The 12,812-nt window shown below is 66.7% G+C and carries 14 protein-coding genes; 5 read left to right on the forward strand and 9 right to left on the reverse strand.

Annotation, left to right across the window (positions count from 1 at the left end; all coding sequences use genetic code 11):
- Positions 1-6: 6 nt before the first annotated feature.
- Together L2D01_10380 and fabD are read right to left on the reverse strand one after the other, a co-directional pair.
- Complete coding sequence (locus L2D01_10380) at positions 7-474, reverse strand: hypothetical protein (protein ID WBQ09303.1); 468 nt, start codon at positions 472-474, stop codon at positions 7-9.
- 15 nt (positions 475-489) lie between these two features.
- Positions 490-1,428 (reverse strand): ACP S-malonyltransferase, encoded by a 939-nt coding sequence (gene fabD / locus L2D01_10385; GenBank protein ID WBQ09304.1) that lies wholly within the window; start codon positions 1,426-1,428, stop codon positions 490-492.
- A 145-nt stretch (positions 1,429-1,573) separates the two neighbouring features.
- On the opposite strand from fabD, the gene L2D01_10390 reads away from it, so the two are divergent.
- The 5 genes from L2D01_10390 to L2D01_10410 all read left to right on the forward strand — a co-directional run bounded on the left by L2D01_10390 (position 1,574) and on the right by L2D01_10410 (position 4,642).
- Positions 1,574-1,843: a type II toxin-antitoxin system prevent-host-death family antitoxin gene (locus tag L2D01_10390; protein ID WBQ09305.1), complete on the forward strand. Its 270-nt coding sequence runs from the start codon at positions 1,574-1,576 to the stop codon at positions 1,841-1,843.
- Between the two features lie 457 nt (positions 1,844-2,300).
- Positions 2,301-2,786, forward strand: coding sequence for a 30S ribosomal protein S6 (gene rpsF, locus L2D01_10395; GenBank protein WBQ09306.1), 486 nt, complete (start codon positions 2,301-2,303; stop codon positions 2,784-2,786).
- A gap of 12 nt (positions 2,787-2,798) precedes the next feature.
- A complete protein-coding gene (gene rpsR / locus L2D01_10400) occupies positions 2,799-3,053 on the forward strand; it encodes a 30S ribosomal protein S18 (GenBank protein WBQ09307.1) in 255 nt (84 codons plus the stop codon).
- A gap of 15 nt (positions 3,054-3,068) precedes the next feature.
- Positions 3,069-3,686, forward strand: a complete 618-nt coding sequence (rplI, locus tag L2D01_10405) for a 50S ribosomal protein L9 (GenBank protein WBQ09308.1) — start codon at positions 3,069-3,071, stop codon at positions 3,684-3,686.
- A 155-nt stretch (positions 3,687-3,841) separates the two neighbouring features.
- Entirely contained in the window at positions 3,842-4,642 is an 801-nt protein-coding gene (locus L2D01_10410) for a 3-hydroxybutyrate dehydrogenase (GenBank protein WBQ09309.1), read from the forward strand.
- Between the two features lie 3 nt (positions 4,643-4,645).
- On the opposite strand, the gene L2D01_10415 is transcribed toward L2D01_10410, so the two are convergent.
- The 7 genes from L2D01_10415 to L2D01_10445 form a co-directional block, all read right to left on the reverse strand.
- Entirely contained in the window at positions 4,646-5,377 is a 732-nt protein-coding gene (locus L2D01_10415; GenBank protein ID WBQ09310.1) for a Rieske (2Fe-2S) protein, read from the reverse strand.
- Positions 5,378-5,495: 118 nt separating this feature from the next.
- Positions 5,496-6,185 (reverse strand): phosphate regulon transcriptional regulator PhoB, encoded by a 690-nt coding sequence (phoB, locus tag L2D01_10420; GenBank protein ID WBQ09311.1) that lies wholly within the window; start codon positions 6,183-6,185, stop codon positions 5,496-5,498.
- A gap of 12 nt (positions 6,186-6,197) precedes the next feature.
- Positions 6,198-6,908, reverse strand: a complete 711-nt coding sequence (gene phoU / locus L2D01_10425) for a phosphate signaling complex protein PhoU (GenBank protein ID WBQ09312.1) — start codon at positions 6,906-6,908, stop codon at positions 6,198-6,200.
- A gap of 56 nt (positions 6,909-6,964) precedes the next feature.
- A complete protein-coding gene (pstB, locus tag L2D01_10430; GenBank protein WBQ11636.1) occupies positions 6,965-7,723 on the reverse strand; it encodes a phosphate ABC transporter ATP-binding protein PstB in 759 nt (252 codons plus the stop codon).
- A 59-nt stretch (positions 7,724-7,782) separates the two neighbouring features.
- Positions 7,783-9,537: a phosphate ABC transporter permease PstA gene (gene pstA, locus L2D01_10435; GenBank protein WBQ09313.1), complete on the reverse strand. Its 1,755-nt coding sequence runs from the start codon at positions 9,535-9,537 to the stop codon at positions 7,783-7,785.
- Complete coding sequence (gene pstC, locus L2D01_10440; GenBank protein WBQ09314.1) at positions 9,530-11,221, reverse strand: phosphate ABC transporter permease subunit PstC; 1,692 nt, start codon at positions 11,219-11,221, stop codon at positions 9,530-9,532. The genes pstA and pstC overlap by 8 nt, the downstream gene beginning before the upstream one ends.
- Positions 11,222-11,337: 116 nt before the next feature.
- Positions 11,338-12,801, reverse strand: coding sequence for an ATP-binding protein (locus L2D01_10445; GenBank protein WBQ09315.1), 1,464 nt, complete (start codon positions 12,799-12,801; stop codon positions 11,338-11,340).
- Positions 12,802-12,812 lie beyond the last annotated feature (11 nt).

Here is a 12,812-nt window from a genome sequence, read left to right on the forward strand (position 1 = left end):
TAGGAATCAAGCCAGATTGATTCCTGACAGTATTGCCGCTGTAATCGCAGCGATGGCGGCAACAATTGAAGCCCCAAGTGCGATCCAATTTTTATTTCCTTCCCGCTCATGAACTACCTGTTCCGAGACATATCGAAGTAACATTTCCATGACACCCGTGGAAACGGGGTCAGGGATTGTCTCGTTTTCATAGTCGAAACTGTCTGAGTCCGGAACTCGCGTTTTACCTGCCCGGATTTGTGCGTATCGCGCTTGAAGTGAGTACGTATGCTCTGGCGCGTCACGCTTCGGGTGCTCGGATTTTCTGAACAGGTTTGGAAACCTTTCCAGAACATCTCTGACTTTCGGCTCACTCAGCGACAAGTCTTTAGCTAACCTAGGTGGCGAGCGAGACCACCATTTCGGTGTGGTTCCAAGATACACAATCAATGCAACGAGATAGTCCGCATTGGCGGCATACTTTTGGCGCCACATTCGGCAATCTCCTTCCTAAGCTAGGGAGGCGGCGAACGCCTCCAGCTCTTCGGGGCCGGTCAGGGCGACGCCCTCGGCCTCGGGGATGTGACGGCGCAGCATGGAGACCAGCACCTTGGCCCCGGCTTCGGCGTAACAGGTCACGCCCTCGCCCTGCATGAAGTCAATGCTTTCGCGCCAGCGCACCCGGCCCGTGACCTGCTCGACCAGATGGGCGCGGATGGTTTCGGGATCGGTCACGGGCGCTGCCGTGACATTGGCGATCAGCGGCACAGCCGGCGCGGCGATGGAGACGTGCTTGAGCGCGATCTTCATGGCGTCGGCGGCCGGCGACATCAGCGGGCAATGGAAAGGCGCCGACACGGGCAGCATCATGGCCCGGCGCACGCCGTGCTCCTTGGCGGCCTCCAGCGCCGCCTCCACCGCCGCCTTGACGCCGGAGATGACGATCTGGCCGGGCGCATTGTCATTGGCGATGGCCACGACGCCATGGGCCTGACCGGCCGCAACCGCCGCCTCAGCCTGATCCATCTCCGCGCCCAGCATGGCCGCCATGGCCCCCTCGCCCACCGGCACCGCCTGCTGCATGGCCCGGCCGCGCAGACGCAACAGCCGCGCGGCATCGGGCAGCGAGATCGCGCCCGCCGCGCACAGGGCGGTGTATTCGCCCAGGCTGTGGCCTGCCACAAAGCGCGCGGCGCTGACCTCCACGCCGAACTCGGCCTTCAGCGCGCGCATGGCCGCGATGGACACCGCCATGATCGCCGGCTGGGCGTTCTCGGTCAGCGTCAGCGTCTCCATGGGCCCGTCAGCCATCAGGCCCGACAGGCTCTCGCCCAGCGCCTCGTCCACCGCCTCGAACACCTCGCGCGCCGCTGGATAGGCGTCTTTGAGCGCCTGGCCCATGCCGACGGCCTGGCTGCCCTGGCCGGGAAATATGAATGCAAGCGCCATTCGCGGCGTCCTCCCTTGCCGTGTTTTGTTCTGCCTGCGGCATAGACCGGGCGGCGGGAGGCTGGCAAGGCGGGTCGGGCGTGGGCGGCCTTGGCCAAATTGTCCAAATCGACTAAAGTGGGGAAAATAGCTCAGGAGTCCCGCCATGCGCACCTTCACCGCCGCCGACGCCAAGAACCGGTTCGGGGAATTGCTGGACGCAGCCCGGCGCGAACCGGTGAGCATTGAGCGCCATGGCCGGCCTGTGGCGGTGATGATCTCTCAGGAGGAGTATGCGGCTTACGCCGACGCTTATGATGCGCTGCTGCGCGACCGGATCAAACAGGCCGAGGACGACATCCGGCAAGGTGATGTGGTCGACGGAGAGACATTCTTCTCAGCCTTGAGAGCGCGGCTGAACCGTGGCGCGGCTTGAGTTTTCACGCTCTGCAACGCGAGCTCTCGAAGACGTATTCTCGTATACTTACGAGCGTTGGGGACATGATCAGGCCCAAAACTATCTGGATCAGGTTGAACGGTCCTGCATGACTTTGGCAGAAAACCCGGGCCTTGGCGTCTCGTCGCCAATGGCGGGAGAAGGCTACAGGCGTTATTTCGCAGGCAGCCACTGGTTATATTACAAGCAAATTCCCGGCGGCGTGCGCGTCATGGCGGTCATGCATGCGAGGCGTCAGCCTCCCCCCTGACGACCACCTCTCCCGCTTGCGCGCGGGCGCCCTTTCCCGTATACGCGCCGCTTCACCGGCTGCGGTCCCATGGCCATAGCCCGGCTTGCGCGTGGCGCAAGGCGGGGTCATCGGGAGCCGACGCGGGACGGTCCGGCCCTTCGGACCGCGCTCGCGCCGCAGCCCTTTAGAAGGGACGAAAGTCTTATGCAGAAGTACGAACACGTGTTCATCGCGCGCCCGGACGTGTCTCCGGCGCAGATGGAAACCGCGATCGAGGAAATCAAAACCCTCGTCGAGGAAAAGGGCGGCAAGGTCAACAAGACCGAATACTGGGGCCTGCGCACGCTGGCCTACCGCCTGAACAAGAGCCGCAAGGGCCATTACGGCTATATCGACATGGAAGCGGGCAATGATGTGCTCGACGCTCTGGAATACCGCCAGCGCTATGCCGAAGACATCATGCGCTACATGACCGTGAAGGTCGACGAGCTGAACGCCGAGCCCACCGCAGTGATGCGCAAGGGCGATGACCGCAAGCGCCGCGAAGGCGGGCGCGAGGGCGGACGTGACGGTGGACGCGATGGCGGCCGTGATGGCGGCTTCCGCGGCGACCGTGATGGCGGGCGCGATGGCGGCTTCCGCGGTGGCGATGGTGGCCGCGATGGCGGCTTCCGCGGCGACCGGCGCTAGGAGAACACACACATGACCGACATGACCGTATCCAACGTGCCTGCGCGCCGCGCCTTCCAGCGCCGCCGCAAGGTATGTCCGTTCTCCGGCGAGGCTTCGCCGAAGATCGATTACAAGGACGTGAAGCTGCTTCAGCGCTACATGTCCGAGCGCGGCAAGATCGTGCCCGCGCGCATCACGGCGGTGTCCGCCAAGAAGCAGCGTGAACTCGCCCGCGCCATCAAGCGCGCCCGCGTCCTCGCCCTTCTGCCGTACGCAGTCGATTAAGGGAGCGCGCAGATCATGCAAGTCGTACTTCTCGAGCGTGTTGAAAAGCTGGGCGCCATCGGCGACGTCGTCGCCGTCAAGCCGGGCTTCGCACGCAATTTCCTCCTGCCCCAGGGCAAGGCCCTGCGGGCGACCGCAGCCAATATGGAACGCTTCGAGCGCGAGCGCGAAGTTCTGGTCAAGCTGAATGAAGAGCGCGCCGCCAAGGCCCGCGATTCCGGTTCGCACCTGGACGGCGCCAGCTTCGTCCTGATCCGTCAGGCGTCCGAGAGCGGCCAGCTCTACGGTTCGGTGTCCACCCGTGACATCGCCGATGCGGCCACCTCCGACGCCCTGACCGTCACGCGCGGCATGGTGGACCTGAAAGCCCCGATCAAGGCGCTGGGCCTGCACGACGTGCGCGTCATGCTGCACCCGGAGGTCTCGGTGACCATCACGATCAACGTGGCGCGCACCGCCGACGAAGCCGAGCGTCAGGCCAAGGGCGAAGACGTCATCGCCTCCGCGGCCGAAGAAGACCGCGCCCTGGCGGACGCCCAGGCCGCCGTGCTGATGGAGTCGGGCGTTGAAGGTCAGGATGATGACCGCGACGACGAGCCGTCGGACGACGCCGAAGACGAGGACCAGGCCTGAGGCCTGCCCGCGTCCAGTCGAACAGGCGGGCGGCTCCCACAAGGGCCGCCCGTTTTTCGTCAAGGCCCGGTGATCGGGCTGTCTTGACCGCGGCCTGCGCCCGTGTTTTTGCAGTGCAGCAATCTTGATGCCGACCCCGGAAGCGAGCCCTTTCGATGACCCGCGTGCGTGTTGATCTGTCCGGCCACAGCGCCGTCATCACCGGCTCCACCTCCGGCATCGGCGCGGCGCTGGCCGAAGGTCTCGCGGCCAATGGCTGCGACATCGTGCTGAACGGTCTGGGCGACGCCCATGAAATCGAAGCGCTGCGTGCGCGCCTGGCCGATACGTACAAGATCCGCGCGCTCTACCACCCCGCCAACATGCTGCACGCGCACGAGATCGCCGATCTGATCGGCTTTGCGCACAGAGAGCTCGGCCGTCTCGATATTTTGGTCAATAATGCCGGCATCCAGCATGTGGCCAGGATCGAGGACTTCCCCGCCGACAAGTGGGACGCGATCCTGGCGATCAATCTGACAAGCGTGTTTCACGCCAGCCGCCACGCCATTCCCTTGATGACCGCGCAGGGGCGCGGGCGGATCGTGAATATCGCCTCGGCCCACGCGCTGGCCGCCTCGCCGTTCAAATCGGCGTATGTGGCCGCCAAGCACGGCGTGATGGGCCTGACCAAGACCATCGCCCTGGAAGTGGCCGAGCGCGGCGTCACCTGCAACGCCATCAACCCGGGCTATGTGCGCACGCCGCTGGTGGACAGCCAGATCGCCGACACCGCCCGCGAGCGCGGCATCAGCGAAGAGGCGGTGGTCCGCGACGTCATGCTCCACGCCCAGCCGACCCGCCAGTTCGTGCAGTATAACGAGCTGCTCGGTGCGCTGCTCTATCTGGTGTCGGACGACGGCGCCAGCGCTAACGGAACCTCGATCAATGTCGAAGGTGGCTGGCTGGCGAAGTAAGCCCTACGCCACTGACTCGGCTGCGCCCCGCATCGCCGCATCCATGCGCTCAGCCAGCGTTCCCCGACCCATCAGAGCCAGCCCCGCCGCAGGCGGGCCGGACCGCCGCCACAGCGCGCGCAGGCGCTCTACCTGGCCAGGCTGCGCGGGCGCATCGGCAGTCAGATACGCCAACTCCCACAGTCCCAGCTTGAGGATTCCGTGCGCCATGACCGGCGCCCCACCCGAAACGCTGTCGCCCGGCAGTATCGTCAGCGTCTCGCGCCATGCCATCACCGGCGCCGCGTCCGGCGCGTCAGCGATGTGCGGCGCGCCGGTGTCAGGGTCGGGCGCGTCGGGCAAGACCGGCGCATCGGCGGGGCCTTCCGGAATCCAGATCCAGATCAGGCCCTGGCGCTCCTCCACCGGATAACGGCGCACCCGGATGCGGCTGATATCGCTTTGCTGACCCTCCACCATGGACGGAATGGCTGCGCAGCGCCCGTCCGCGCCGAAGCGCCAGCCATGATAGGGGCATTCCAGCTCCCGCCCGCCCTCCACCAGGCGCCCGGCGGAAAACGGCACGCCGCGATGGGGGCACATGTCACGCACCGCGCAGGCGCGCCCGGCCTCATCGCGCCAGATCACCACCGGCTGATCGGCGATGATGCGGCCGTCCATGGCCCCGGCTTTGAGCGCCCGGGCCGGCATGACCGCCAGCCAGCGCTGTGTCAGGGCTGACTGTTGCGCGCTCATCAAACCATCCCCCGGCGAACGGGCGACACTCGGCCCGGCGGCCCACCGCGTAACACCGCGCGCACGCCGTGTCAGCCCGGGCGTTCACCGTGTCAGGCAACAAGGTCAGACTTGCGGGTCAGCCCTCGGGGTTCAGTGCGTAGCCGGCCGAGCGCACCGTGCGGATCGGATCGTTTCCGCCCACCTTGTTGAGCGCCTTGCGCAGCCGTCCGATATGCACGTCCACGGTGCGGGTCTCCACATAGACATCCGAGCCCCAGACCGCGTCGAGCAATTGCTCGCGCGAGAACACCCGCCCCGGATGCTGCATGAAATAATCCAGCAGGCGGAATTCGGTGGGGCCCAGATGAATGTCCTGCCCGCCGCGCACCACCTTGTGGGCCACGCGGTCCATGGTGATGTCGCCGGCCTGCACGGTATCTTCGGCCAGGCCCGGGCGGATGCGGCGCAGCACCGCGCGCACCCGGGCGAACAATTCCTTCATCAGGAACGGCTTGACGATGTAATCGTCCGCGCCGGTGTCTAGACCGCGGATCCGGTCGGTTTCCTCGCCGCGCGCTGTCAGCATGATGATCGGCAGATTGCGGCTTTCCTGACGGCTGCGCAGGCGGCGGCACACTTCGATGCCGGAGATTTTCGGCAGCATCCAGTCGAGCACCACCACATCGGGCTGGCGCTCTTCGACCAGCATCAAAGCCTCTTCGCCATCGGCGGCGACGGAGACCCGGAAGCCCTCTTTCTTCAGATTATACTGCAGGAGTTCGGACAGAGCGTCCTCATCCTCGACGACCAGAACATGCGGCTGCATTACGGTCCCCTTCTATCGAGACATTTCAGGACGCGGTCCGCGCGGGCGCTCGGACGCCAGTTCACGGCCGGTCACCAGATAGTGGATCACCTCGGCGATATTGGTGGCGTGGTCGCCGATGCGTTCCAGATTCTTGGCGATGAACAGAAGATGCGCGCCGGGTCCGATCATGGACGGCTCATTGGTCATGGCGCGCACCAGCTCGCGGAACAGCGCGTTATAATGCTCGTCCACATCGTCATCGCGCTCCCAGACCGCCACGGCGCGCGCGGTTTCGCCGGTGGCGTAGGCGTCGAGCACTTCGTGCATATGGCTCAGCACCAGCTTGCCCATCCGGTCCACCGAGGCGGCGAACGCGGTCGGCTCGCTGTCATTGAGCGTGGGCACGCGCCGGGCGATGGACTTGGCCAGATCGCCCACACGCTCCAGATCGGACACGATCTTCAGCGCCGCGATGCACACCCGCAAATCCTGGGCGATGGGGTGGCGCAGGGCGAGAAGCCGGATGATCTTCTTTTCGATGTCACGCTGCATGGCGTCGACCTGAACATCGCGCGCGACCACGTCCGCGGCGAGATCCCCGTCACGGGTGGCGGCCGCTTCAAGCGCGTCCGACACCAGACTCTCGGCCAGCCCGCCCATGGCGGCGACATCGGCCGAGAGCTGTTCAAGCTCTTCAGAGAACGCTTTGACGATATGCGGCGCCTTGACCTGGTTGGTCATATGCCGAGCCTTTCAATGGCCAGTTCCAAAGTCGGTTGCGAAACGCTGCGTACGGCCTAGCCGAAGCGTCCCGTGATGTAGTCCTGCGTGCGCTGGTCACGCGGGTTGGTGAAAATCTCCTCGGTGGGCCCGTACTCCACGAGCGCGCCGAGGTGGAAGAAGGCGGTCATCTGCGACACCCGCGCGGCCTGGGCCATGGAGTGGGTGACGATGATCAGGGCGTAATTCTCGCGCAGCTCGTCGATCAGCTCCTCGATGCGCGCGGTGGCGATGGGGTCGAGCGCCGAGCACGGCTCGTCCATCAGGATGACTTCGGGGTTCACCGCAATGGCGCGCGCAATCACCAGGCGCTGCTGCTGACCGCCCGACAGAGACGTGCCCGGTTGGTGCAGTCGGTCGGCGACTTCCTTCCACAGGCCGGCCTTGGTCAGGCTGGTCTCCACAATGGCGGCCAGCTCGTCCTTGTTGGCGGCCAGGCCGTGGATGCGCGGGCCATAGGCCACATTCTCGAAAATCGTTTTCGGGAACGGGTTGGGCTTCTGGAACACCATGCCGACCCGGGCGCGCAGCAGCACCGGGTCGATGGAGCGATCATTGATCTCCTCGCCATCGATCTGGATCGAGCCGCTCACGCGCGCCGTGTCGATGGTGTCGTTCATCCGGTTGATACAGCGCAGGAAGGTGGACTTGCCGCAGCCCGACGGGCCGATGCACGCCGTCACCGCCCGGTCGGGCATGTCGATGCGCACCCGGTCCAGCGCCAGAGCGCCGCCATAGCGCACCGACAGATCACGCGCGGCGACCTTGATATCCATGCCCGGCGGGGCGGGATGATACACCGTGGACGGTGCGGGACTGGTGTCGTGGGCCATGGCTACCACCTGCGTTCGAACCGGCGGCGCAGATAGATCGCGACCGCATTGAGACTGACCATCAGGACCAGAAGGACCAGGATCGCGGCCGCCGTGCGCGCTTCAAACGCGCGCTCGGCCGCCGACGACCAGAGGAAGATTTGCACCGGCATCACGGTGGACGGCTCGGTAAAGCCTGACAGGCCCAGCGTGGGCGCGTCGGCGATAAAGGCCACCATGCCGATCATCAAAAGCGGCGCGGTCTCGCCCAGCGCCTGGGCCAGACCGATGATCGAACCGGTCAGAATGCCCGGCGCGGCCAGCGGCAGCACATGGTGGAACACGGCTTGCATCTTCGACGCGCCCACGCCCAGCGCGGCTTCGCGGATCGACGGCGGCACGGCTTTGAGCGCCGCGCGCGAGGAGATGATCACCGTGGGCAGGGTCATCAGCGCCAGCACCACGCCGCCCACCAGGGGCGCTGATCGCGGCATGCCGAACGTGTTGATGAACACCGCCAGACCCAGAAGGCCGAACACGATGGAGGGCACGGCGGCGAGGTTGTTGATATTCACCTCGATGAAATCGGTGATGCGGTTCTTCGGCGCGAACTCTTCCAGATAGATCGCCGCGCCCACGCCAATCGGCACCGCCAGCAGCATGGTGACGAACATGGTCAGCACCGAGCCGATCAGCGCGCCCAGCACGCCGGCGATTTCCGGCTCGCGGCTGTCGGCATAGGTGAACAGCTCGGTGTTGAAGCCACTGGTGACCAGGCCGCGTTCGCGCAGGGCGTCGGCCATGACGATCTGGCGGTCGCTGATCAGCCGGCCCGCCTGCGGCGTCTCCAGGGTCCACAGCGTCCAGTCACTCACCTGACCGGCAGGCGCGGCGGCGCTGATCACGGTCTCGCCCTCAGCGCCGGTGCGGTCTGCGCTGATCTGTGTGACGCGGATCACCTCGCCGCCGGCCTTGATGAGCAGGCTTGGGATTTGCGGGTCCAGCACCACCGCCGCGCCTTCATCCAGGCGTTCGAGAAGCTGCTCGGCCTGAATCCGGGCGCGGCGCGCTTCGGATTCGTAGATCGCGCGGATGTCACGATCGATGGTGTCGGCCATGGCCGCTTCGGCGCGGTCTGCGCGCTGTTCCAGCTCAAGGGCGCGGGCGCGGGCGACGTCACGCACGTCATCCACGAAGGCGTCAAACACCGGCGCGTCCGCCGACAGGGTCACCGCGCGGTCGTCGCCGCGCATGATGCGCAGCGGCGCTGGGCCTGGCCGGGTGGATTCAGTCACCGTCGCGCCCTGCAGATAGAGGTCCGCGCCGTCATCAATGGGCAGGGTGAAGGCGACGGTCTGACCGACCAGGGACGGATTTTCCACTACGCGATTGAGCAGGCGCGCGGCGTTCACGGCGCTGTACAGCCCGAACAGCTCGCGCAGCTCCTGGCGCGATTCCATGTCCGGGAACTGGGCCCGCAGGGCGTTCTGGATCGCGGTGCTGTACCCGCCCCGGCGCAGCGAGGCTTCGCTCATATCGCCGCGCGGATCGACCAGATCGCGTTCCAGCTCCACCTGCAGCGTCAGGCGCCAGGTGGTCATGGCGGGAACTGACTGGATGATGATCGAGCCCACCAGCAGGAACAGGAAGGCCACAGCCAGCGTGATCGCCGCGACGCCATAGAAGCGGAAGCGCTGCTCGGAGCGGTGCCGGCGCGCCAGACGCGCCTCGACCGCCGTGCGGATCGGGGCCGTGCGGATGGGGGCGGGGCTATTCATAGCGTTCCCGGAAGCGTTGCACCACGCGCAGCGCGATGATGTTGAGCATCAAGGTCATGATGAACAGCACCAGGCCCAGCGCGAACGCGGCCAGGGTCTTGGAGCTGTCAAACTCCTGGTCGCCGGTGAGCAGGGTGACGATCTGCACGGTGATGGTGGTCACCGATTCCAGCGGGTTCGCGGTCAGATTGGCGCCCTGACCGGCGGCCATCACGACGATCATGGTCTCGCCGATGGCGCGCGACACGCCCAGCAGCACCGCGCCCACCACGCCCGGCAGGGCGGCGGGCAGCACCACATGGCGGATCGCTTCGGACTTGGTGGCGCCCATGGCGTAGGCGCCGTCGCGCAAGGTTTGCGGCACGGCGTTGATCACGTCATCCGACAGCGACGAAATGAACGGGATGATCATCACCCCCATCACGAGGCCCGCCGACAGCGCGCTCTGGGTGACGGCGTCTTCATAGCCCAGGAACAGCGCGAAATCGCGCAGGAACGGCCCGACCGTCAAAAGCGCGAAGAAGCCGTAGACCACGGTGGGCACGCCCGCGAGCACCTCAAGGACCGGCTTGACCACGGCGCGCACGCGCGGCGTGGCGTATTCGGACATGTAGATGGCTGAAAACAGACCCACCGGCACGGCGACAAACATCGCGATGGCGGTGATCAGCGCCGTGCCGGCGAACAGCGGCACGGCCCCGAACGCGCCCGACTGGCCGATCTGGTCGGCGCGGATGGCGATCTGCGGGCTCCACTGCAGGCCGAACAGGAAATGATCCAGGCGCCAGTTGATGGCGGCGAAAAAGCGCAGCGATTCAAACAAAAGCGAGAACACGATGCCCAGCGTGGTCAGGATGGCGATCAGCGAGGCGATCATCAGCATCGCGCTGATCACCGATTCCACGCGGTTGCGCGCCCGGAAGGACGCCTTCACCCGCGAGCGCGCCCAGGCCAGCCCGCCGACCGCCAGCGCCAGCACCACGCCGGCCGCGGCGAAGCGGAACATGTCTTCCACCGGGCGCATGGCCAGCGCCGCGGCGCGCAGTTCCGGCGTGTTGCGGCTGGCCAGCCCTGCCCCGAACGCGATGGCGCGGGCATCGGCCAGGAAAAGCTGGCGGCGTTCGCGCGGACTGATCCAGTACTCAAACCCGGCGCGCGCGCGAATGCCCGCCTCGCTGGACGGCGCGCGCGCCGCGACCGACCGAACAATCTCGCTGCGGCGCTGTTCCAGCTGCGCGCCGATCTCGGTCAGGCGGGTGGTCTGGCGGGCCAGCGCGCTTTGAAAGTCTTGCGGGTCGAGGCCGGTATCGCGCGCCTGGCTGATGGCGTCGCGCGCCTCCAGCGCATCGGCCTCAGCGTCGGCGGCCTCGGCCAGCAAATCCAGATACGCCGCGTCATTTTCAAGCTGGCGGTCAAACTCGGCGATCAGCGGCGCGGCCTCGCGCTCCAGCTGGGTCATGGCCAGCGTGTTCACCAGCCCGGCGCCAAACGCGCCATAGGCCGCCAGCACCAGCAGCGCCGGACCGCCAGTCCACAGGGCGATGTAATATCCATAGTAATTGGGCAGCGAATGCAGCCGGTCTCGGGCGCCGGAACGCGCGGCGAGGGCCCGGCGCCGCCCGATCAGAAAACCGAACGCCGTCAGAACCAGCAGCGTCAGCGCCAGGATGACCGAAATCTGCATGTGCGTTCCGGGCGCGCCGTCCCCAAACCTGTCATGGTGACCGCAGCGGACGCGCCTTCGCCGCGATTGAGCGGCAGACCATGCGCGGACTCAGTCACCTGATTATGACACTTGACCTACACTTTTGTGACAGCGTCAGCCCTGTTTTCCCCGGCTTCAGCGGTCTCGGGGTCCGGCGCGGCGGCTTCGCTGCTTTCGACGGCTTTTTTCGCCGGCGCCAGGGCGAGAAACACGGAAAAGACCGTCCCGGCGCCCGGCGCGCTCTCCACAGTGAACCCGCCCCTATGACGGCTGACGATATGCTTGACGATGGCCAGGCCCAGACCGGTCCCGGAGGCTGGCCCGCTCTTCTGGCCGTCCACGCGGAAAAAGCGTTCCGACAGGCGCGGCAGATAGCGCCGCTCAATGCCGGGCCCCGCATCCCGCACGCGCACCACGGCGAAGCGGGCATCGGGATCCAGCGGCGGGGCGCTGAGCGTCAGGCGCCCGGACTGGGGATCAATGCGCTCGGGCAGGTGCTCGGCGCCGTCGCGGGTGCGCGACGCCTCCACCCACACCGTCACCGTCGCGCCGTCGGGCGAGTACTTGATGGCGTTCTCCACCAGATTCTCGACCACCTCGTAAATCTGGTCATGGTCGCCGCGCACCGGTGTCGCGGCCTCCGCCAGCGTCACATCCAGCGTGATCTCGCGCCGGTCGGCGGCCAGGCGCAGCACTTCGGCGACATCGCTCACCAGCGCATTCAGCTCCACCACGCCCGTGGGCGTGACGTGTTCGTTCATCTCCACGCGGCTCAGCGACAACAGGTCGTCGATCAGCCGGCGCATGCGCACGGTCTGCTCCATCATGATGGTCAGAAAGCGGTCGCGCGCCTCCTCATCATCACGCGCCGGGCCTTGCAGGGTCTCCAGAAAGCCTGACAGCGAGGCCAGCGGCGTGCGCAGCTCATGACTGGCGTTGGCCAGGAAGTCGGCCCGCATGCGCTCGGCGCGCTTGGACGAGGTGTCATCGGCCAACACCAGCATGGCGCGGAACGGCATGGGCCCCGGCGCGTCGAGGCGCAGCGGCTCGACAAAAGCGCGCACATGGCTCTCCAGCGGCGCCAGCGTGGCGTATTCCACCGCCGCGCCGCGCTCCCCGCGCAGGGCGGCGCTCACCGCCTCCAGCACACGCGGCTGGCGCAGGGCGGTGGACAACAGGCCGCGTTCGGCGCCCAGGCCCAGAAACGCCCGCGCCGCCGGATTGGCGCGCTCGATGCGCCCCCCCGGCCCGATCAACAGCACCGGAATCGGCAGGCGCTCCAGCATCGCCTCGCAGGCGTCCGCCTCCACAGGCCGGATATCTGCAGCGGAGGCCGGGCTGGGGCTCGGCTCGGCGGCGGTCAGCGCGGTCAGGTAATACACCGCCGCCAGGCATGCCAATGCCAGCGATCCGGCCAGGAACACGCCCGGCTGCAGCTCGCCCGCCACGGTCAGCACCGCCATCACCAGCACGGCCAGCGACGCCGTCAGCGCGATGTCGCGCCGGCGCGGGCGGTCCGCGGTCTTGCGGGAGGTGCGATTCGCGCGCTCTTCAGCCATGGCAATTGGTA

The sequence above is a fragment of the Hyphomonadaceae bacterium ML37 genome (genome assembly GCA_027627685.1).
In the GTDB taxonomy this organism is placed as follows: Bacteria; Pseudomonadota; Alphaproteobacteria; order Caulobacterales; family Maricaulaceae; genus Oceanicaulis.

Excerpts from the sequence above, each read along its gene's own strand:
- L2D01_10380 (WBQ09303.1), bottom strand. The coding sequence starts at position 474 with ATGTGGCGCCAAAAGTATGCCGCCAATGCGGACTATCTCGTTGCATTG.
- fabD (WBQ09304.1), bottom strand. The coding sequence starts at position 1,428 with ATGGCGCTTGCATTCATATTTCCCGGCCAGGGCAGCCAGGCCGTCGGC.
- L2D01_10390 (WBQ09305.1), top strand. The coding sequence starts at position 1,574 with ATGCGCACCTTCACCGCCGCCGACGCCAAGAACCGGTTCGGGGAATTG.
- rpsF (WBQ09306.1), top strand. The coding sequence starts at position 2,301 with ATGCAGAAGTACGAACACGTGTTCATCGCGCGCCCGGACGTGTCTCCG.
- rpsR (WBQ09307.1), top strand. The coding sequence starts at position 2,799 with ATGACCGACATGACCGTATCCAACGTGCCTGCGCGCCGCGCCTTCCAG.
- rplI (WBQ09308.1), top strand. The coding sequence starts at position 3,069 with ATGCAAGTCGTACTTCTCGAGCGTGTTGAAAAGCTGGGCGCCATCGGC.
- L2D01_10410 (WBQ09309.1), top strand. The coding sequence starts at position 3,842 with ATGACCCGCGTGCGTGTTGATCTGTCCGGCCACAGCGCCGTCATCACC.
- L2D01_10415 (WBQ09310.1), bottom strand. The coding sequence starts at position 5,377 with ATGAGCGCGCAACAGTCAGCCCTGACACAGCGCTGGCTGGCGGTCATG.
- phoB (WBQ09311.1), bottom strand. The coding sequence starts at position 6,185 with ATGCAGCCGCATGTTCTGGTCGTCGAGGATGAGGACGCTCTGTCCGAA.
- phoU (WBQ09312.1), bottom strand. The coding sequence starts at position 6,908 with ATGACCAACCAGGTCAAGGCGCCGCATATCGTCAAAGCGTTCTCTGAA.
- pstB (WBQ11636.1), bottom strand. The coding sequence starts at position 7,723 with ATGGATATCAAGGTCGCCGCGCGTGATCTGTCGGTGCGCTATGGCGGC.
- pstA (WBQ09313.1), bottom strand. The coding sequence starts at position 9,537 with ATGAATAGCCCCGCCCCCATCCGCACGGCCCCGATCCGCACGGCGGTC.
- pstC (WBQ09314.1), bottom strand. The coding sequence starts at position 11,221 with ATGCAGATTTCGGTCATCCTGGCGCTGACGCTGCTGGTTCTGACGGCG.
- L2D01_10445 (WBQ09315.1), bottom strand. The coding sequence starts at position 12,801 with ATGGCTGAAGAGCGCGCGAATCGCACCTCCCGCAAGACCGCGGACCGC.